This is a genomic window from Photobacterium sagamiensis (genome assembly GCF_050337085.1).
GTDB classification, from domain to species: domain Bacteria; phylum Pseudomonadota; class Gammaproteobacteria; order Enterobacterales; family Vibrionaceae; genus Photobacterium; species Photobacterium sagamiensis.
Genome location: NZ_JAKJSP010000024.1, coordinates 42,582 through 62,932, shown reverse-complemented (window position 1 = coordinate 62,932; position 20,351 = coordinate 42,582). Strand labels below are relative to the sequence as shown.

General features: G+C 41.3%; 10 protein-coding genes and 2 pseudogenes. 7 read left to right on the top strand and 5 right to left on the bottom strand.

The annotated features are described in order from the left end of the window. Window positions 1-364: 364 nt before the first annotated feature. Together L4D76_RS12355 and L4D76_RS12350 are read right to left on the bottom strand one after the other, a co-directional pair. Entirely contained in the window at window positions 365-511 is a 147-nt protein-coding gene (locus L4D76_RS12355) for a hypothetical protein (RefSeq protein WP_428441197.1), read from the bottom strand. A gap of 69 nt (window positions 512-580) precedes the next feature. Further along, a pseudogene (locus L4D76_RS12350) lies at window positions 581-1,018 on the bottom strand (SbcC/MukB-like Walker B domain-containing protein); the annotation flags it as partial. Window positions 1,019-1,596: 578 nt separating this feature from the next. On the opposite strand from L4D76_RS12350, the gene L4D76_RS12345 reads away from it, so the two are divergent. From L4D76_RS12345 to L4D76_RS12325, 5 genes are all read left to right on the top strand, one after another. After that, window positions 1,597-2,904 (top strand): aminotransferase class I/II-fold pyridoxal phosphate-dependent enzyme, encoded by a 1,308-nt coding sequence (locus L4D76_RS12345; RefSeq protein WP_428441196.1) that lies wholly within the window; start codon window positions 1,597-1,599, stop codon window positions 2,902-2,904. A gap of 53 nt (window positions 2,905-2,957) precedes the next feature. Continuing rightward, window positions 2,958-4,184: a hypothetical protein gene (locus L4D76_RS12340; protein ID WP_428441195.1), complete on the top strand. Its 1,227-nt coding sequence runs from the start codon at window positions 2,958-2,960 to the stop codon at window positions 4,182-4,184. A gap of 3 nt (window positions 4,185-4,187) precedes the next feature. Continuing rightward, window positions 4,188-4,829 (top strand): class I SAM-dependent methyltransferase, encoded by a 642-nt coding sequence (locus L4D76_RS12335; RefSeq protein ID WP_428441194.1) that lies wholly within the window; start codon window positions 4,188-4,190, stop codon window positions 4,827-4,829. 15 nt (window positions 4,830-4,844) lie between these two features. Continuing rightward, on the top strand, window positions 4,845-6,779 hold the full coding sequence (locus L4D76_RS12330) for a B12-binding domain-containing radical SAM protein (RefSeq protein WP_428441193.1): 1,935 nt from the start codon (window positions 4,845-4,847) through the stop codon (window positions 6,777-6,779). A gap of 222 nt (window positions 6,780-7,001) precedes the next feature. After that, window positions 7,002-8,834, top strand: a complete 1,833-nt coding sequence (locus L4D76_RS12325) for a MutS-related protein (protein WP_428441192.1) — start codon at window positions 7,002-7,004, stop codon at window positions 8,832-8,834. Between the two features lie 54 nt (window positions 8,835-8,888). Here the strand turns inward: L4D76_RS12325 and L4D76_RS12320 are convergent, their stop codons facing one another. Then, entirely contained in the window at window positions 8,889-12,575 is a 3,687-nt protein-coding gene (locus tag L4D76_RS12320; protein ID WP_428441191.1) for an SbcC/MukB-like Walker B domain-containing protein, read from the bottom strand. Beyond that, window positions 12,572-13,819, bottom strand: coding sequence for an exonuclease subunit SbcD (gene sbcD / locus L4D76_RS12315; RefSeq protein WP_428441190.1), 1,248 nt, complete (start codon window positions 13,817-13,819; stop codon window positions 12,572-12,574). The genes L4D76_RS12320 and sbcD overlap by 4 nt, the downstream gene beginning before the upstream one ends. A gap of 219 nt (window positions 13,820-14,038) precedes the next feature. Here sbcD and L4D76_RS12310 point away from each other — a divergent pair, with 219 nt between their 5' ends. Further along, window positions 14,039-16,453, top strand: coding sequence for a helicase-related protein (locus L4D76_RS12310; protein ID WP_428441189.1), 2,415 nt, complete (start codon window positions 14,039-14,041; stop codon window positions 16,451-16,453). Between the two features lie 294 nt (window positions 16,454-16,747). Further along, window positions 16,748-18,436: an NAD-dependent malic enzyme gene (locus L4D76_RS12305; protein ID WP_428441188.1), complete on the top strand. Its 1,689-nt coding sequence runs from the start codon at window positions 16,748-16,750 to the stop codon at window positions 18,434-18,436. Window positions 18,437-18,538: 102 nt separating this feature from the next. Here L4D76_RS12305 and L4D76_RS12300 read toward each other — a convergent pair. Then, window positions 18,539-19,975 (bottom strand): annotated as a pseudogene (locus L4D76_RS12300) (chitinase); the annotation flags it as partial. Between the last annotated feature and the right edge of the window lie 376 nt (window positions 19,976-20,351).

Sequence of the window (20,351 nt, the reverse complement as noted above, 5' to 3'; positions counted from 1 at the left end):
CTTTTACACATTCCCTTGCTACACGATTGCATCAAGCAGAACCCGAGATTAGGACTGTTCAAGATTTTCTAGGTCATACAGATGACAACGACTGAAATTTACACGCACGTAGTGGGATCTCGTTTTGTGAGTACTCAAAGTCCAATGGATAGAGTTAAATTAAACATCTATGCCCCTTAGGAGCTCCCCCCTCACCTATCACCTATCACCACATTACTTCAGATATGAAAAATCGATACTAATAGAACGTGAATGAGCAGAAGCTCTAACAGACAATGGAGCAGAAGTTCGTTAGAGCGAGCCCCTGCCAGATTAGGTCAAGCTTTGTTCTTCAGGATGTGTTATCACTTAATTGTTATATACGCTATTTACTTGCAACGATCGCTAGCTCATTAGCATTCCCAGTAAAAGGAGTGCCAGCTACATCATACAACTCAACAACGTTAAGTCCTGCTTTTGTAAATTCCTGGCGAATAGTCTGTTCATCAAAGTATTGCAGCCAGTTGTACACAACGTAACTTTCTTCTCGTTTGATAGCAGAAAGATTTAGTGTGGCATTTTAAACAGGCACTTACAGTAGTTACCTGACACAATACTGCTCTTCCAATCGGCTAACCCCCAGCCCATTCATTTTTTTAACCTGAATTTGTACCGGGATCCGCTCTTTCATTGCTTCAATGTGGCTGATCACACCAATCATTTTTCCTGAAGCATTTAAGCTATCAAGGGCATCAAGGGCGGTGTCTAAGGTTTCGCTGTCTAAGGTACCAAAACCTTCATCGAGAAACAGAGAGTCGATGCTGGTCTTGTGGCTGACCAAATCAGACAATGCCAGCGCTAAGGCAAGACTGACCAGAAAACTTTCACCACCAGAGAGCGTCTTGGTATCTCGCACGGTATCCCCCTGCCAGGTATCAAGCACCTGTAGCTCTAACGCTTCGCTTTGTTTACGTTGCAGTAAATAGCGGCCGTGAAGGCGATCAAGCTGTCGGTTCGCCAAATAAACCAAATGGTCAAGCTTGACATTCCCAAATAATATCGGCTGCAATTGCTTTAAGATATTACCCTCTCTTTACGCATATTTGAAGTTTGGTATCTTAGTACCTGATTGAACTTTGGTATTATTTATGCGTATTATTGCTGTTTTTTTAATGTAAATATGAGAAGAGAATTATTCTTTCAGCTGACTGACTTCTCAAATTTCATCTATTACTCTTATTCCATTACTGCAGAAAAATCATTACCTCTACCAAACAGAATACCGATACAGTATTTTATATTCCAAGCCCATCCCAACAGCTAACTTTAATTGAGAAAACAGGATATCCCAGCCCATATTAATTTGAACTTGTTTTTTCATTGATATCATTACGTAATTAGAACAGCGTCGCATAGCATTTAGCAATCAGAAGATTATTATATTAGTTTGTCTATTAAGATGGTATAAAACCCTCATTAAAATCAAAGTGTCAACAAATAACCGTCCGTTATTATAGAAGGCTGATTATTATACTAGCCATATACAATGATTTATTAACAATTTATTTTAGCAACTATAACAATCCTCTTTATACCTTATCCAAAAGGAGTTAAAAAATGGAATCTTTAAGTGAAGATTTGAAGCACATGGAACTTGGTTCCTATAACAAATCTCTGGCTGATTATTATAACATAGTTGACCATGATTTATATCAACGTGCAGATTTATTCAATCTTGAATGGATTAAAGACTTAAGAGACCACGGACATTATCATTACCGAAGAGAATCCACCTCAGGATCTGGGCCATTAATTCAGATTAGAAAAGATGGTGATATACACCCAACAGAAATGATCAATCTGGCGTCAAACGACTATCTGAATTTAACAAAACATCCAAAGGTTATTTCTGCAGGAATAGATGCTATACAAAAATATGGGGCCGGAGCTGGTAGCGTTCCATTATTAGGAGGAACACTAGATATACACTTAGAATTAGAAAAGAAAATTGCCAAATTTAAAGGCTGTGAAGATGCGATAATTTACACCTCGGGCTTTGGTTCAAACTGCAGTACACTACTGAGCATGCTTGGTGAAGGCGACATAGCAATTCTTGACTCACTTGTTCATGCAAGCATTATGGATGGTTGTACAAAAACGACAACAAAATCATTCCTGCATAATAATTGTGATTCATTAGAAACAATATTAAAACGATATAGCTCTAAATACCGAACAAAGTTAGTTGTGGTTGATGGTGTCTATTCTATGGATGGAGACATTGCAAAATTAGATCAAATTGTTTCAATTGCAAAAAAATATAATGCTTATGTTATGGTTGATGAAGCACATGCTACAGGAGTTATTGGGCAAACAGGTAAAGGTACGCCTGAGTACTTTTCTCTTGAAGGAAAGGTGGATATAGTTGCGGGAACTTTTAGTAAAGGACTTGGTGTCGTTGGTGGATTTGTTGCTGGTAAAAAAGAATTAATCGAACTTCTCCGATTCTATTCTAGAGCCTATATGTTTTCAACAGCCATGACACCTCAGGCAACGGCCTCAACAATCGCTGCTATAAATGTCGTTCAAAATGAACCAGAATTAATAAATAAACTATGGCGTAATATTTCATATTTCCGCGAAAAACTTTTATCGCATGGTTTTAATATTGGCCTATCAGAAACAGCAATCTTTCCAATTATTATCGGTGATCAACGTAAAGTTAAAGAGGCTGTTAGACTGCTCGAAGAACAAAATATATATGCCAATTCGGTACTATATCCAGCGGTCAGAATAAAAGAATCTAGAATACGAATGACCGTAACAGCGCAACAGTCTCTTGAACAATTAGATACTGCTGTAGAAGCCTTAATGTCAGTTGATAGGTCATTACAGCTTAGACAAAACTCTTTGAAGCTCGGATAATTATTGAATATTAACAAAAGCTAGAATACTGATAATAATTAATGGTGACTAATATGCAAGGTACCTGGCATAAAACCGATACAATTGAGACGTTCAGTACTAAGGATTGGATCTCTATTTTAGGAAATAACATCCTAAAGTCATATAACTTAATCAAGGCTGTTGAACTATCAAACATTGAAGACTTTGACATAAAATATTTTTACTTTGAACAAAATACAGAAATCGAGGCAATAATTCCTTGTTTTATCTATAGCTTTAATCTGGATTTATTGACAAACAAACCGATAAAAAGAATGTCTCAAAAGATAAGACAGATATATCCAAATTTCTTAAGAATTAAAATCCTATTTATAGGCACACCTATTGCGATATGTGATCATTTAATCGGAATAAAAGATCATGAAACCAAACTTTATAAAGAACGTTTTTATGAGGTTTTTAGTGAGATCAAAAAATATGCTCGGCAAATTAAAACACCACTAATACTGTTTAAAGAAGTTCCTGCCCATGATACTCTCCTGCTCGATTGTTTTAGAGAAAATAACATTATCATTGGACATTCGCTCCCGAACAGTTATGTACTACTTGAAGAAAGGCTAGGAAAGTGGACTTCTTCGTTCAAGAAAAGGTATCGACAGAGAATAAATAGACAAGTAAATAATTCAAAAAAAATCAAAGGATTCAAGTGGGAATTTATTAATGATTTCAGCGCTCACAGCGAAGTCTTTGAAAAGTTATATCTCCAAATCCTTAATAATAGTGACTATCAGTTTGAATCTTTAAATTCAACGTTTTTCTCGAAAACCTCAAAATTACTAAAGGATAACTGCTTCGCTTTAATCTGCACTAATGTAAATAATGAAATTGTTTGTTTTGAACTCATAATCACACAAGATGACACAATAATACCAATATATCTAGGTTTAGACTATTCTTATCTTAAAGAAGGTGACCTATACTTTAGTTGTATAAACAAACTTATTCTATATGCAGAAGAAAATAATTTTAAAAAAATAAAGCTTGGTCAAACAAGTTATTTAGCTAAGGCATATTCAGGGGCGATCTTTGAAAATTTAATATTAGGTGCATACTCATGCAACTCTGTTATACAAAAATTTATTTCTCTTTTCCATAAGGTACTTTTTACAGCGCCACCAATGCCTATAACTAATGTATATCGAGATGATATTATTTCAACACTAGAAGATGTAATTTCAGAAAGTAGAATAGTTCCACTAAACACATATTCAAGTAGAATTGACAATGAGAAGGCTTAAATCATGTTAAAAGTTAAGTCAGCACAGTATTGTGGGATGGCGGGAATATATAGTACTGTTACAAAAGTAATTTCAATGGGAGGGAATAGTCGGAGTCAAGAATATTTTCTTAAACTTATTTCTCCTGAAATTAAAATATTAAATACTGGGTGCGGATCTATCTGTTTTTCTGAGAAGATAGCAAGCAAAAACAATAATGTCACATCTGTTGATATTTCCCCTAGGATGATTGAAGAAGCAAAAAAAAACTTCTCAAACAGAGAACTATTAAACAATATAACCTTTGTGTGTGAAGATATATTAAAGTACGAACCGAATGAAAAGTTTGATATTGTCTTTGTGAATTTTTTCTTAAATACGTTTAATGAAAATGACTATAAAATAGTTTTGCTTCATCTTCTGAGTATGGTAAAAGAAGGTGGCTTACTTTGTATTGCTGACGAAGTTACTGGAACAAAGTTATCTACAAAAATAGAACAAATCATATTTCGCCCTATTATTACAAGATTACATGGGATTTTAGCAAAACATCCATTACATCCAATATATGATTATACACCATTTATTACGGAGAATGGTTTCTCTCTTATAGATAAAAAGAGAGATAAAACTGATTATATATGTTCCTTCGTTTACCAAAAATAAATCGGGCATCAAATTGTGAATAAAATACTATTACTAAACTCATTCGGCTTTTTCCCCAGCTTTCCATCAGTCGCAACAGCTAAGGTAAGCGCCATACTAAAAGATAATGGTCTTAATGTTAAAAGCTGGGATATGAATCTCACATTGTGGCAGGCAATTTTAGAACCTGAATTTCTATCTTCATGCGAATATCGAGAATGGGTAATTCAGGATACCGATGTACCATTCCCATTAAGCGTAACCCATGATACATATGAATTATTAAAAGATAATGTTATTACACATATAGAAACAGCATTACAAGTTTTCAAATCAAAGAACGATTTTTATAACCATAAAAAGCTTTCATGGGCTGTAGATGTTATTTTTCAAGCACAGCAGTTAATCTTCTATCATTATGGTTGCTTCATTTCAAATAAAGTGATTTTCTGGCCAGATATTGGATTTAATGTTAATGATATGGATGCAATATATAAGCTCAGCATCGATCATGAGAGAAACCCTTTTATTAAGCTTTTTCACTCAAAAATCATACCCGTTTTAGAAGAACAACAACCTGATGTTATTGGCATTGACATAACATTCCCTTGGGAAATTTTGCCTGTTTTAACAATAAACAAGCTAATAAAAGAACATTTCCCTCATATCCATTTGAATTTCACTGGCCATGGTTTCGACGAAATGAGTTTTGCCAGGGTCGCTCATAGAATGGATAAAAATCCACAACTATTCTTTGAATTCGATAGTATATTTTTATCTCGTCATGATACGGAAATTATTCGATTTTATCAGAATATTCCTAGCACAGTACAATCAGCTGAAGAATATGACTCACTAGCTGTAAGACATGATAATGTTACATCTGTTTCGAGTAATATAATTGAAGTTATTAATGAAAGTCAATTATTCCCTGATTATCACGATATGAATCTAACGGAGTATTACACTCCCCACATGGTATTTGTTGATAAAATTAGTAATCGATGTTTCTGGAGTAAATGTGCGTTTTGTAATATTAATCATTTCAAAAATAAATCTACAAAACTCGATTCTCAGTTTTTTTATGACAGATTAGTAAGATATGGTACAGAGTACAACACACAACATTTTTTCCTACTTGACGAAGCAATTAAACCTGAATACATCTCAGAGTTTTGTGATATTATTTTAAGCAACAATAACAAGTTCACATGGTCTATCCGAACTCGTATTGATTCTGGTTTTTCTAGTGAGCTTCTTCAAAAAATGTTCAAAGCTGGTTGTCGTGAAATGTGGATAGGCATGGAAAGCGCTTCTCCAGCTTTATTGAAAAAGATGAAGAAATGTAAATCTCCAGAACAATATATCATGCAAATTGAGAACCTTCTAACAGAATGCAATAAAATTGGTATAGGTTTGCATTTTTGTTTATTATTTGGTTTCCCCCTTGAAACAAAAGAAGATAGAATATTAACTTTAGATTTCTTTAAAAAAGTTAAAAAACACCTCAAAAATATGCCTTTTTTTGTGACATTTAATATTTTCAACTTAAACTATGGATCAGATGTACATAAGAGGCCTAAGCTTTATAATGTTGAATATATAGATGATTCCGAAAGCAATTTCAATATGATCAATCTTCCTTATAAAACAAGTAATGGTAATGATGTATCAAATGTCACTTTTGAAAAAGAGATTGATGATATCGCTGAAGAATTAACATCAATATTTGTGCCGAGCCAAACTAATCAATTGTTATGGTTTTCCATGGGAGATAGCCCTTGGGAGCTGCTATATAAGGAACATTATGCACAAATAAAACAAAACCCCTATCAATCAGGAGGAGGAATATTGGAAATAATGATTGTAAAAGCATATCTATACTTTGAAAAGTATCCTTTCTTCTTAAAAATATTTCAGCGTTTGAATAATCGACAATCATCCTCTATTAAGGCTCAGATATATCGCTGATTGTAATCAAACACCTGTGAATAGACGGTTATCCGCGTACATATTTATCGGACGTAGTCCACAATATTTGCGCGGATCATTAACTAATGGGCTAGGTAATTATCGGTCATTGCCTGCCACTATGATAATATTCGTAACGTCACATAGACATACTTATGTTATCAGCATCATTCATGTAACAACGATTAGACGTTAACAGGCCTCTAGAAAATGAGATAAACTATGAACAAGAATGTTAGAAAAGAATATATTGAACGGGTACAATACTTATCTAAGGAGCTTAAAGAAAAAGAATCGACTGCCTCGATGATAAGTTACTTTCGACTTTTAATCGTGATTGTTACTGTGCTCCTCATTATCTTCTTTACTAAATCAGACAATGACGTTCTTATATATCCTTCATTATTGATTGGCTTGTCTGTTTTTATTTTCTTAGTTACAAAGCATACTAAGTTGTTTCAACGAATTGAACAATTACAACGTCTCATATCTATTAATAAAAAAGGCATTGATCGTATTGATGATAAGTGGTGTACATTTCACGACATTGGAAATGAGTTCATTGATGAAGGACATCGCAATTCTTTTGATCTTGACGTATTTGGGCAGTCTTCAATTTTTCAATTTATTAACACCTCTCATACTTATCATGGTCGACAAAGACTTGCCTCAAAACTACGTAACGGTTCATCAGATATAAATAACACACAACAGGCTGTAACTGAGCTGTCAAAAAAGATAGACTTCAGGCAAAACTTTGAAGCTTCTGCGCTGAAAATTAAAGACAACAACCCGACTAAAATTATTGATTGGTTTAAAAATAGTACTCCGCGCATCATTCCTTACAAGTTAGAACTTATAATAAAAACATTACCTTACATATCATTTACCACTCTTATTATAGATGCTTTAATCTATCAAACCGTTGTTTTACCTCTTGCTTTGTACTCTATTCAAACCATAATCTTTCTTTCTTTCTATAAAAAATCCATTAACCTTTTTACTATTTTAGATAATAAAATTATCTCATTGCAAGCCTACTCAAAGCTTTTTAAACTGATTGAATCGGAACAATTTGAATCAGACCTCATTAATAATCTGCAATCCAGACTTTTAAATAACAACTCTATAAGCTCATCATTAGCTCTGATGTCATTAAATAATATTTTACAAAGGTCAGATCTACGATACAACCAAATGGTACATTTCCTGGTTAATATCTTCTCATTATGGGATGTTAATTGTGCCATATCTGCTACAAAATGGAAGATTTCATATGGCCAATTTATTCCAAAATGGTTTGATGTCACCAGTGAAATTGAAGCACTCTCTTCTCTGGCAATATTGTCATTTGAGAATCCTTCTTGGAATATGCCAAATGTAAACGACTCTATGGCAGTTAATGCTCACAATATTATGCATCCTTTAATTTCCAACAAGAATAACATTGGCAATGATTTCATTTTGAATGATACAAATCGCATTGCTATTATTTCTGGTTCAAACATGTCGGGGAAAAGCACGTTTTTGCGTACTATTGCAACAAACCTATTACTGGCTTATGCTGGTGCTCCTGTCTGTGCTGAAAGTTTATCCTGTGGTCGGTTTGATATAATTACATCAATGAGAACAAAGGATAATGTCAGTAAAAATATTTCAACTTTTTACTCTGAGCTGTTGCGAATAAAAGCAATGTTAAATTCTATCAGCATAAATAAAACATTCTTTTTAATAGATGAAATATTCAGTGGGACAAATTCTAAAGATAGGATAGATGGTGCTCTTATCGTATTAAAGCAGTTGAATCAGCATAATAGCTTAGGAATGATTTCTACTCATGATTTGGAATTATGTTCGCTAGAAAAAGATAAAGAACAGCCTTTTTCGAACCATCATTTTCGCGAACATTATATAGACGATAAAATTAAGTTTGACTATAAAATATATCCTGGTCCATCTAAGACAAGTAATGCCATATTTATTATGAGAATGATAGGTATCCCGACAGAGAGTATAAGGCTACCCGCCTCTAATGCCAGAGAGAAATCCAGGTAAATGTAGGGGGGGGAGAAGTCTTTCGCATAAATCGTACCTCCCCCATCCAATCACCTACCTGACACAATACTGCTCTTCCAATCGACTAACCCCCAGCCCATTCATTTTTTTAACCTGAATTTGTACCGGGATCCGCTCTTTCATTGCTTCAATGTGGCTGATCACACCAATCATTTTTCCTGAAGCATTTAAGCTATCAAGGGCATCAAGGGCAGTGTCTAAGGTTTCGCTGTCTAAGGTACCAAAACCTTCATCAAGAAACAGAGAGTCAATGCTGGTCTTGTGGCTGACTAAATCAGACAATGCCAGCGCTAAGGCAAGACTGACCAGAAAACTTTCACCACCAGAGAGCGTCTTGGTATCTCGCACGGTATCCCCCTGCCAGGTATCAAGCACCTGAAGCTCAAGCGCTTCGCTTTGTTTACGTTGCAGTAAGTAGCGACCGTGTAGGCGATCAAGCTGTCGGTTCGCCAGATAAACCAAATGGTCAAGCGTTAGTCCTTGGGCAAAACGGCGGAACTTGTCTCCTTTTTGCGAACCAATCAATGCATGCAAATACGCAATGTCGTCGTATTTTTCTTGCCACTGCTCAATCTGTGCAAACAGGGATTTTTGGTTGCTACGTCGCTGACTATCGTCATCCAGGCTGCGTTTGATTTCACCTTGTCGATGGGTGATCTCTTTCAGCTTCGTGCTAATGGTATCAAGCTGTTCGGCCACTTGTTCTAATGAGGTTGCTGCCAGTTCTTGCTGCTCTGCTTTAGCATGCAGCTTAGCGAAAGCATCTTCTGCCTGCTCTTTCAGCGCCTGAGTTCGAGCCAGCTGTTCCAGGATCTGTTGCTTTAAGCTAACCAGACGTGCATGCTCTTCTTCAGCTAACAAAGCAGCCTCAAAAACCTGATGCGTCGCAAACGGACTCGATGCCAATTGTGTCTGCCACTTCTGCTGTTGAGCTTGCGCTTCTTGAGCAAGAGCGCGATGATTTTGTTCAGCAGCACCGTATTGCCCTGTCAGATTTTGCAACGCCTGATCCGCCGCCTGATGAGCGGTTTGTGCTTGCTGATGTTCACTGTCACTGTGTTGCGTCAGCTGCTGCGCATTATGACGCTCATCCGTTACCGATTTTTCTCCAAACAGTTCGATCCTGAGCTGCTGTTTATCATTCAATTGTGTCGTTACGCTCTGCTGCTGTGACGACAGATTTTGCAACTGCTTACCGAGCTCTTGCTGTTTTTCAAGCAGGTTCGTCGTTTCAATCTCCAGAGCCTTCAATGCTTCCTGACATGACTGATGCTGTTTTTCTGCCTGTTGCCAGCTTGCTGCCGCTTGCTGTTTTTGGTCTAACCAGGTTTCAATCTGATCGGACTCTGGTAACGCGATATCTAATTCTGCCAGCTGCGCTTTTAACTTATCATCCAGTAGTTGCCATTCCTGACCAAGTTGCTCCAGTTCGGTGCTGACTTGCAAGATCGCCTTACCAAGGTTTTCACCCTGCTGGGTATTTAATTCAATGTGATGTTTTACCTCTTTTTCAGCCTGCTCTGCATTGACGACGGCTTGTTGAGCCGTCACTTTCTGCAGATTAAGCTGTTTCACCTGCTCAAGCTGTGCTGATAAGCTTTTCTGCTGTTGTTGAACGGTATTAAGGTAAGCCGATAGCGGTTCCTGTTCGGTGATTGCCAGTTCAATTTGCAATGATCCGCAAAGCTGCTGCCACTTTTGCTGCAGTTCGGTCTGTTCTGCCGTGAGCTGTTCAAGTCGCTTGGCCAGTTCGCTCAACTCAACCTGCTCTTTATTCAGCTGCTCTTTGAGCTTACTGGCGCCTTGTTCAATCGTTTCTAACTCAATCAGAACCTGCTGACGACGCTGATCGGTCTCCGATACATTTAAGGCTTGATAGCTTTCCACCAACGGGTGCTCTTTCGAACCACACAACGGGCAGGGTTCATTCGGTTGCAGCTTAACGCGCTCTTCAGTTAAATCCGCAATGCGCTTTTCCTGTTCGATCAGCTTATCGAGATCTTTGAGGTGCGCTCGCTTGTCTTTATACTGCCCTCGCAAGGTTTCAACCTGCTTATCCAATAGTTGGCTGGACGCGGTTAATTGTGTCTGTCTTGCTAAACGTTGCTCTTGTTCGCGATGACACTTTTGAGCCTGTTGTGCCGCCGCCTGCAACTCTAGCCGCAGCCCGTGTTGCTCTGCCAATAAGCGGTGTTCCTGTTCTATTTTACTTTCATCGCTGCCTTTTAAGGCTTGAGATACTGCATGTTCGACAGAAATTAATTTAGCCTTACTCTGCTCAACCTGCTGAGTTTTACTGGCTAATGTTTGTTGATACTGCTGCTGAGTTTCCACCAGCTGCGTGGTCTCTTTATCAATTCGGGCACGGCGTTGCTCAAGCTCGGTTTTACCTTTGGCCAACTGCCCCAAACGGGTAAACTGTGCTTGCCAGAGTGGTAGTTGTTCGGCCAAGGCCGCTTCGTTGCTGTGCTGCGTCAGATACGACGCCACTTCAGTAAGTTTCGTTTTATGCTGCAGTGTCTGATCTTGATGCAGTTGTAACTGGGCAGCCACCTGCTTACTTTGTTCTTCCTGAGCCTGTTGCTGAGTCTGGATCTTGGCCAGTTCATCAGCACTTTGTTTGCATTCAGCATCAAGCGGAACAATTTTCTCATTCAGTAAAGTGTCCAGCTGTTGCTGTGCCTGCTTCGCTTGCGAGAACCGATCACTGGCCTGCTCATACTGCTGCTTTGCCTGTTCAGCTTTCTCACTCGCTTGCTGCAATACCAGTGTTAACCGTTCAAGTTCACCTTTCGCCCGGGCTGCTTTTTCCGTCGCCGCCTGATGCAAGGTAAATTGAGTGCGCATCTTTTCTGCCGGCTCACTTTGCGCTAAACGATCTAAGCCCGCTTGTTCTTGCTGTTGCTGCAGCCGGGCCTGACTTAAATTGCTTTTAGCCTGTTCAACCGCTTTTGTGGCCGCAATTACCTTTTCCCACCACTGTTGGTGGGCTTGTAACTGCTGCTGTGTTTTCTCTGCATCTTGTTCCTGACCCGACAATTGAATTTGTTGTTCTAACAGCGCTTCCAACTGCTCTGCGGTCAACAGCTCGACCCCATCGGCTTTCGCTTTCAGTTGTGCCAGTTCGTTTTTGGTGGTGGTGAAATGCTCGTGAACCTTTTCTGAAATTAAGCCATACACTTCAGTACCGGTAAGCTCTTCCAGCAATTCGGCACGATCGTTGGCATCCGCATTCAAAAACGCGGCAAACTGACCTTGGGAAAGCAGCATAGATTTGGTAAATCGCGCAAAATCCAGCCCGCTGAACGATTCTATCAATTGGGCTTTTTTCTTCACTTGCGAAGCGAGAATTTTACCGTCATCGATAGTGGCCAGCTCTACTTWGGCTTCTTGTAAGTTGCCATCGATCTTATCTCTTGAACGGCGCTGGCTCCAAAATGCCCGGTATCCCTTTCCTTTAACTTCAAATTCCACTTCAGCCAGGCAATCAGCGGTACCACGTGTCATTAATTCATTCGTAACTTTTGAAATGTTATTCAGTCTTGGCGTACGGTGATAGAGAGCAAGGCAGATAGCATCTAAAATAGTGGTTTTACCGGCACCGGTGGGGCCGGTGATCGCAAACAAACCATTGTCAGAAAAAGGTGCCTGGGTAAAATCAATTTTCCACTCACCTTTCAGCGAGTTGATATTCTTAAAACGTAAACTCAGAATTTTCATGCTTTACCCTCTAGATCACTGGCGGGTTCAGTCACTTCTTCCACAATGTCACAAAAAGTCTGACGAATACGTCTGATACGCTGCTGGTCTTGTTCGGTATCAAATTGCTCTTGGGCTAACCGCCGTTCAAATACATCCTGAGGAGTTAACTCGGCTAACATTTCTTTTTCCTGACCTTCAATCTGAGCCTGACGATTGGTGCGTGAGCGGCGCAGTTGTAACACTTCCACATTCAACTCTGCTGTCATCGCCTGAATGCGTTGCTGCAGATCATTCAGGTAATCCTGGGTCTCAACTTCAATGTAGAGCCAAATCGGCAACTCCCCATCGTAGCCCGCCAGTGTATTCAATTGAGTTTCAATACTATCCAGATCGCCTTTAATCACCTGCATAGGCTGAAACAGGGGAACTTCCAATGCGTCTAACTTAGCCAGTTTCCCGTCAGTGAATTCAGCCACCAGCACCTGTTTCGGACTGCCCAGCTCATCAAAACTGAGCGGAATTGGTGAACCGCAGTAGCGGATATGATCTGATTTCGCGACGACTTGCGGACGATGAATATGACCTAGCGCGATATAGTCGGCCGGTGGAAATGCACTGGCAGGAAAAGCTTCTAACGTGCCGATATAAATATCCCGCACTGAATCTGAGCTTTTCACTCCCATTGCAGTTAAATGGCCGGTAGCGATAATAGGCAGGGGCTGAGTAAACTCACTTCTTTTCTGATCAGCGCGTTGATAAAGCTCTTGATAATGATCGCTGATGGCTTTTACTAATGCTTGCTGTTTCTCGGCACCTGTTTCTCCTGCCTGACTGATCATCACATCCCGCGGCCGAATAAACGGTATAGCACACAGCACAGCCCCGGCTTCACCTTGCTGGTTATTGAGCACAATTATTTGTGCATCGAGATCGCGCTGAACTTTGGCAATGACCTGTGTGTTTAAATACGCCAGCAGCCCTTTAGATTCATCTAAGGTTGAAACCGAATCATGATTTCCCCCTAACACAACTAACTGACAACCCAGTTTGTTCATTTCAACCACAAATCGGTTATACAGCTCACGGGCATAACTGGGTGGCGCACCGGTATCAAACACATCGCCAGCAATGATCACGGCATCGATCTGGTGTTGAACAATTTGTTCTAATAACCAGGTAATAAAGGCATGATGCTCAGGCGCCCGGCTTTTGGTAATAAAATGCTGGCCAAGGTGCCAATCAGAGGTGTGCAAAATTCGCATGATGGAGTGCTCTAGAATCAAATAAAAACGCTTGCTACATGTTGGGAGATTATATCGCCCTTAGCAAGGTATAGCTGTGACATTGAATTTAACCAGTTGATTTTTAAAACCTGATCACAAGTTAGGGTTTCCAGCTGATGATGTTAATACATTAAAGCCCAATAGTTTATACCAATTCCTGGCTTTCATGCCGATATATTAAGCATTTGACACCATCAAATGTGCTTTCAACTGGCAATCCCGGGTAAACTAGGCTCACTTCTCGTTGTGTGGATTTATACGCCAGTGCTGTTACCGATTGATCCTATTAAACCTGTGTTTCTTGATCTGCTTGCTGAACATCATCTGGTAGTCGAAGCAGAAACGGGCTCAGGCAAGTCAACGCGTCTGCCTTTATGGGCCGCTGAGCAAGGTCGTGTCTTAGTGATCCAACCACGCCGCATTGCATGTACCTCGTTAGCAGAATTTCTGGCTGAGCAGGCTAAAGAAATAATTGGTCAGAGTATCGGTTATGCTATTCGGTTTAAATCTCACTTAGATGATCAGACGAATGTTGTTTTTGTTACTCCGGGCGTCGCTCTGCGCTGGATGAGCGAAGATCAGCTGGCCAACTTCGATATCATCATTATCGATGAAATGCATCTGCGCCGCTGGGACACAGACTTATTGATGGCATTGCTGAAACAACATAATACACATCGTTTAATTGCCACTTCTGCAACACTGGACAGCCAGCGTTTGGCTGATTATCTGGGAGCTAAACAGATCAAAGCCGAAGGCCGGTGTTTTCCAGTCGCCGTCGAGCACCAAGCCAGTGATCCCCGCCATAGCCCCGATAGTCGTCATCTCGACAGTAAAATCAGAACCGCGGTAGAAGGTGTTTTTGAACGAATAGAAGGCGATATTCTCGTTTTCCTGCCGGGACGAAAAGAGATCAGCCAGTGTATGAGCATGCTCAAACATCTCGATGCTGAGGTCATTCCGCTTCATGCATCTGTCTCTGATACCGATCGGCACCAGGCGTTAAATGAGAGTGATCATAGAAGGATTATTCTGGCAACGAATGTCGCGGAGACATCCCTGACGATCCCCGGTGTAACAGTGATCATTGATTCAGGTCTCGAACGACGTACTCACCAACGTAATGGCCGGACGGTGCTGGGCCTGCATGCCATTTCGCGCGCCAGTGCAGAACAACGTAAAGGCCGCGCCGGACGTATTGCGCCGGGGTTATGTATTCGCCTGTACGGTAGTGCCGCCCCGTTAGAGCTTCTTACCCCACCCGAACTGCACCGTGAAGAGCTGGTTGAGCCAATGCTGGCTTCAGCCTGTTGTGGCTATCGCCTCAATGACTTGGCTTTTATCGACCCTTTACCGGAGAAAACACTGAGCCAGGCAATCGCGAAACTGCGTCAGATGCAGGCCATTAGTAACGATGGTGAGATCACTGAACACGGAAAGCGCATCTATCCCTTACCCATCGATTCACTGTTTGCTCACCTGATCACAGCCATGCCGGATAAGGCCAGCCAGGAGGCCATGGTCGATCTGGCTGCAGCGCTTTCTATACCGCAACGGTTATATCAACCGCCGAAAAACGAAGAAGCTCTTGAACAACTTCGGCAATGGGAAAAGCATCATTGTGACGCAACGACGCTGATCAAGCTCATCCGTGGTGAGATACCTGATTGTCTTCTCGTCGATAACGATTTGCTTACCGAAGCACGCATGATGGCCGCCCAAATCCGGTCAGCCATGATGTTACCTCAGCTAAGTGTTGCCACTGCCATTAAACGTGACAGCTGGCTTAATGCCGTAATGCAAACTGCACCTGAACTGGTCTTTGTCAGGCGAGAGAAACGTCGCCAGGCATTAGGAAATGGCATCAGCGAAGCCACAGTAGGACGTGACAGCCGATATAGTGAAAGTGCTGAAGCGGCTATCATTTTTGATCAATACAGCATGCCAGGCAGAGGCGTAAAACAAACACTGTCATTAGGCACTTGCATTGCACCGGTAAAATTCAGTCAGCTTATTGAACTCGATTTTGGAGAGTTAGAACTGGCTGAAAGCCAGATCGTTGATGGCCAATGTCTGTCGGTCATGAAACGGTGTTACGCTGGCCGGGTGATTGAGGTAATAAAACAAGAGCCTGTTGGCAAACTAGTCAGTCAGTCTATTGTTGAAATGATCCTAGATAATCAGCTGCTGGAAGGATTAGCTGAAAAGATCAAACATGAAATAACGCAATGGAACCTCTTTTTAGCATTAGGACGTAATGCGCAGGGAATGTCTGAACGTTCAGATCCAGCCGAATTAATCAGCTGGCTAACAGAACAGATTGATGCTCTGGGGATTGAGTCTGTCGATGATATTATGCTGTTTGACAATGATGATTTTGTCTTTGCGGGTATTCCTGAATGGGAAGCAGACAGCTTCAATGAAGAGTTTCCTCGTAAACTCACGCTTGCCGAGCTGAACCTGACGGTTAAATATGACGTTGCTCGAAAGCGGGTTTATGTTGTTTACGCTAGCGGCAATCGCAAAAATGACCCGAAACGCTGGGAACTACCGCGCTGGCCTGGGTGGAAAATTCAATATAAAAAAGCCAGTCGGGTTATCGATGTGAAATAAGACGAAGTACTCGTTTAATTCGCAATAGAATAGCCACGTTAAAATATACGACTTTGGTTTGCTTATTTAGCATACTCGACCATGGATTTATCAAAAACAGCATAATACTTCCAACCTATAGCTAGTAAAGGCGACTAAGATCTACATTAAATGTTGAAAACATGATCTTATTCTCGAAAATATCCCTTTTCCCCTTTGAATTAAGTGCTTTGAAGGTCTAGGATTAGCGCCTCAAATGAAAGTATCGCGCTATTTTCATTTCCTCTTCTACGACGAAAAAACAGAGTCTATTGCATGAACAAAAATAAAAGACCTTTATATATTCCCTATGCAGGCCCCGCTCTGCTTGAAACACCTCTGTTAAACAAAGGTAGTGCATTCTCTGTTGAAGAGCGTATGTTCTTTAACCTGGAAGGTCTTCTTCCTGAAGCGATTGAAACCATTGAAGAACAAACCGACCGTGCTTATCAGCAATACCAAAAATACGATAATGATATTGCTAAGCACATCTACCTGCGTAACATCCAGGATACCAATGAAACCCTGTTCTATCGCCTGGTAGAAAATCATATCACTGAAATGATGCCAATCATCTACACCCCTACAGTAGGTGCGGCTTGTGAAAACTTCTCGAATATTTATCGTCGTGGCCGTGGTTTGTTCATTTCATATCCAAACCGTGATCGCATCGAAGACATGCTGAACAATGCGTCACGTCATAACGTCAAAGTTATTGTGGTGACCGACGGTGAACGTATTCTTGGTCTGGGTGACCAGGGCATCGGCGGCATGGGCATTCCAATTGGTAAGCTATCTCTGTATACCGCTTGTGGTGGTATAAGCCCGGCTTACACGCTACCAGTAGTACTGGATGTCGGTACAAACAACCCTCAACGTCTGTCTGATCCTATGTATATGGGCTGGCGTCATCCTCGTATTACCGGTCAGGAATACGAAAACTTTGTTGATGAATTTATTCAGGCCGTAAAACAGCGCTGGCCTGAAGCATTGATCCAGTTTGAAGACTTTGCTCAGAAAAATGCGATGCCAGTGCTTGAGCGATACAAAGATAAAGTGTGTTGCTTCAACGATGATATTCAGGGTACAGCTGCTGTGACCGTGGGCTCTTTACTTGCAGCCTGTAAAGCGGCAGGCAGCAAGTTGTCTGAACAACGCATCTCTTTTCTGGGTGCAGGCTCTGCCGGTTGTGGTATTGCCGAAGCAATTATTGCTCAGATGGTGTCGGAAGGTATTTCTGAACAGCAGGCGCGTGGTCAGGTTTACATGGTTGACCGTTGGGGTCTGCTAATCGACGATATGCCGAATCTGCTCAACTTCCAGCAGAAGCTCGTACAAAAGCGCGCTTCATTAGCCGAATGGGACACTTTAGATAACAATGTCTCACTGCTGGATGTGATGCGTAATGCTAAGCCAACCGTATTAATTGGTGTTTCTGGAGTTCCGGGCTTATTTAGCGAAGACGTCATCCGTGAAATGCATAAACATTGTGAACGTCCAATCGTGTTCCCATTGTCGAATCCAACCAGCCGTGTTGAAGCAACGCCTGCTGATATCATCCGTTGGACAGATGGTAATGCATTGGTTGCGACAGGTTCGCCATTTGATCCCGTGCTCCACAATGGTAAAACCTTCCCTATTGCTCAGTGTAACAACAGCTACATTTTCCCAGGTATCGGTCTGGGTGTGCTCGCTGTTGGTGCTCATCGTGTTACTGATGAAATGCTGATGGAAAGTAGCCGTGCTCTGGCAGAATGTTCTCCATTAGCCATCAATGGTCAAGGTGCACTGCTACCGCCACTGGAAGATATTCAGAAAGTATCTCGCAAAATCGCGTTTGCCGTTGCCAAGAAAGCGGTTGAACAACATAAGGCACCGAAAAACACCGATGAGCGCATCATGGAGAAGATCGACGCGAACTTCTGGCAGTCTAAGTATCGCCGTTACAAACGTACTTCGTTCTGATTCAGCTCAATAGTCAAAGCCCGCTCTACCCTGCGGGCTTTGAATACTACTTGGGCCGCCTTCTAGGATGGCGGCTATTTATTAAGGAAAAAGTTTAAACTAAACTATTTTCCAAGGTCCCCACTGACCGCTTAGCTCTGGGTCATCGCCCTGTGTCCAGGACTTAGCTTCATACGTCACACCATTAACTACAACACGCTCACCAGTGTTATAAACTGCGTTTGCCTTCCAGCCATTTGGATCAACGTCAATAATGTCGATTTTTTCGACTACACGCACTTCTGGCCAGTTGGCATGAGAGCCATAGAAGTTGGTTACACATTTCTCGTAGTCACCTGGAACCAGAGCTGAGTAAGCCGTTTGGAAACCAACCAGTTCACACTCAAACGACGCGCCACCTGGGCGGTCAGCGTGATTTTTCCAGTTGCCATCCCAGTTCGTGTACAGTACGTCTGTTGCACCATTCAGGTTCAGGCTGCCATATGGCGTTTGCTGCCAGCAGGTGTTTTCCTCATCCAACTCAACAGGAATATTGTAGTGAGCAGCTAAGCCTTCCCAGTAACGAATACGGTTAACAGGTTGGCCTTTAGTTTTGTTTTGCTCACCACACTCGATACCACCGTTGATCACGTTAATGGTGGTACCAAAACCGTAGCCGATACCTGCATCGATTTCACGCTGTGAAGGGGTCCATGTACGGTCAATCACATGCAGCATCGCGGGCTTAGGCGCTTGCGGCGTAAGGAAAAACCAGATTGCAGAAGCAAGGTTCAGCCATGAATCAGCAACCAAGCCAGGGTTATTCAACAGTACAGAGGCATCGCCATCGTACATCACTTCTGAGAAAGCACCATAGTTGAAGTGATAAGACAATTGCTTGGCGCCACGGCCAAAATAGCCTTGCCCTGCAGCACATGGCCAGCGTTTATTCTGCCAATCATCTTGTCCACAACCTGTGGTGTAACCTTCCTGGCCTTCAGACCAGCCCATTTCACGCACGTGTACTAGGGCTTGCTGCCATTCTTCAAGAAGCAGTGGGTTATCCCAAATGTTTTCTTTAGAAATGTGGCCGCCAGTCTCTTGTGAGAAATGGGCAAATGCAGTAATGATCGATTTTTTACAGATTGCATCTGATTCACTTTTACGATCGTCGGTGTATTCACCACAGAATGCCGGGAACTTACCAATGGCGCGCAAGAAGCGAGTATAAGTGTACTCAGGCGCTTTTTCTTTTGCCATTTGGGTCAGGAAGTCCCATTGATCTTGTGGGAAAACTTTTTCTACCCGTTTGACGTTTTCTGGGTTGGTTGCCGCTTTTGGCTCAATGACGTCAACGATGATATTTGGACGCGTTTCGAGCGCTTTTGCCCAGACGGCGTACATTGGGTTAGCGGTTTGCGCGTCTTCTGCTGCTTTCAACTCAACACGCGAAACAATGTAACCGGTAGGGTTTTGCGGGTCAGGTTGGGGATTCATCGCAAAGCTGTTCGCTGCAATGCCACAGCCGATAAGTGTCGACAGTAGTCTTAGTTTAAACATGTAAGAGACTCCTTGTAGGTGTATAGATTATTGGTTTGTTCTTTTATGACTGCATATCTTCCAGAAGCCTGTTAATACTGCGCTTTGAACAGTCTCTTTATCATTAGAGGGAGATAGCCCAAAGGTATTCGGCAAACTAAGGAATATGACGTTTACATTGCAGTTATCACGCAGCTATTGGTGAATGGAATAATTTCAAATTATTAATTTGTATGGCTTTATTCACTAACTGGCGCTGTGGTGTCACTATAAAATGTGTTCTGTAATTAGCCCAATACTATCTTTTTACTGAATTATCTTTAGGGTTTGTATTTTTAGAATTTAATTATACTAACTGTTAATTTCCGTGGTGTTTTGTCGCTTAACTCTTTAATAA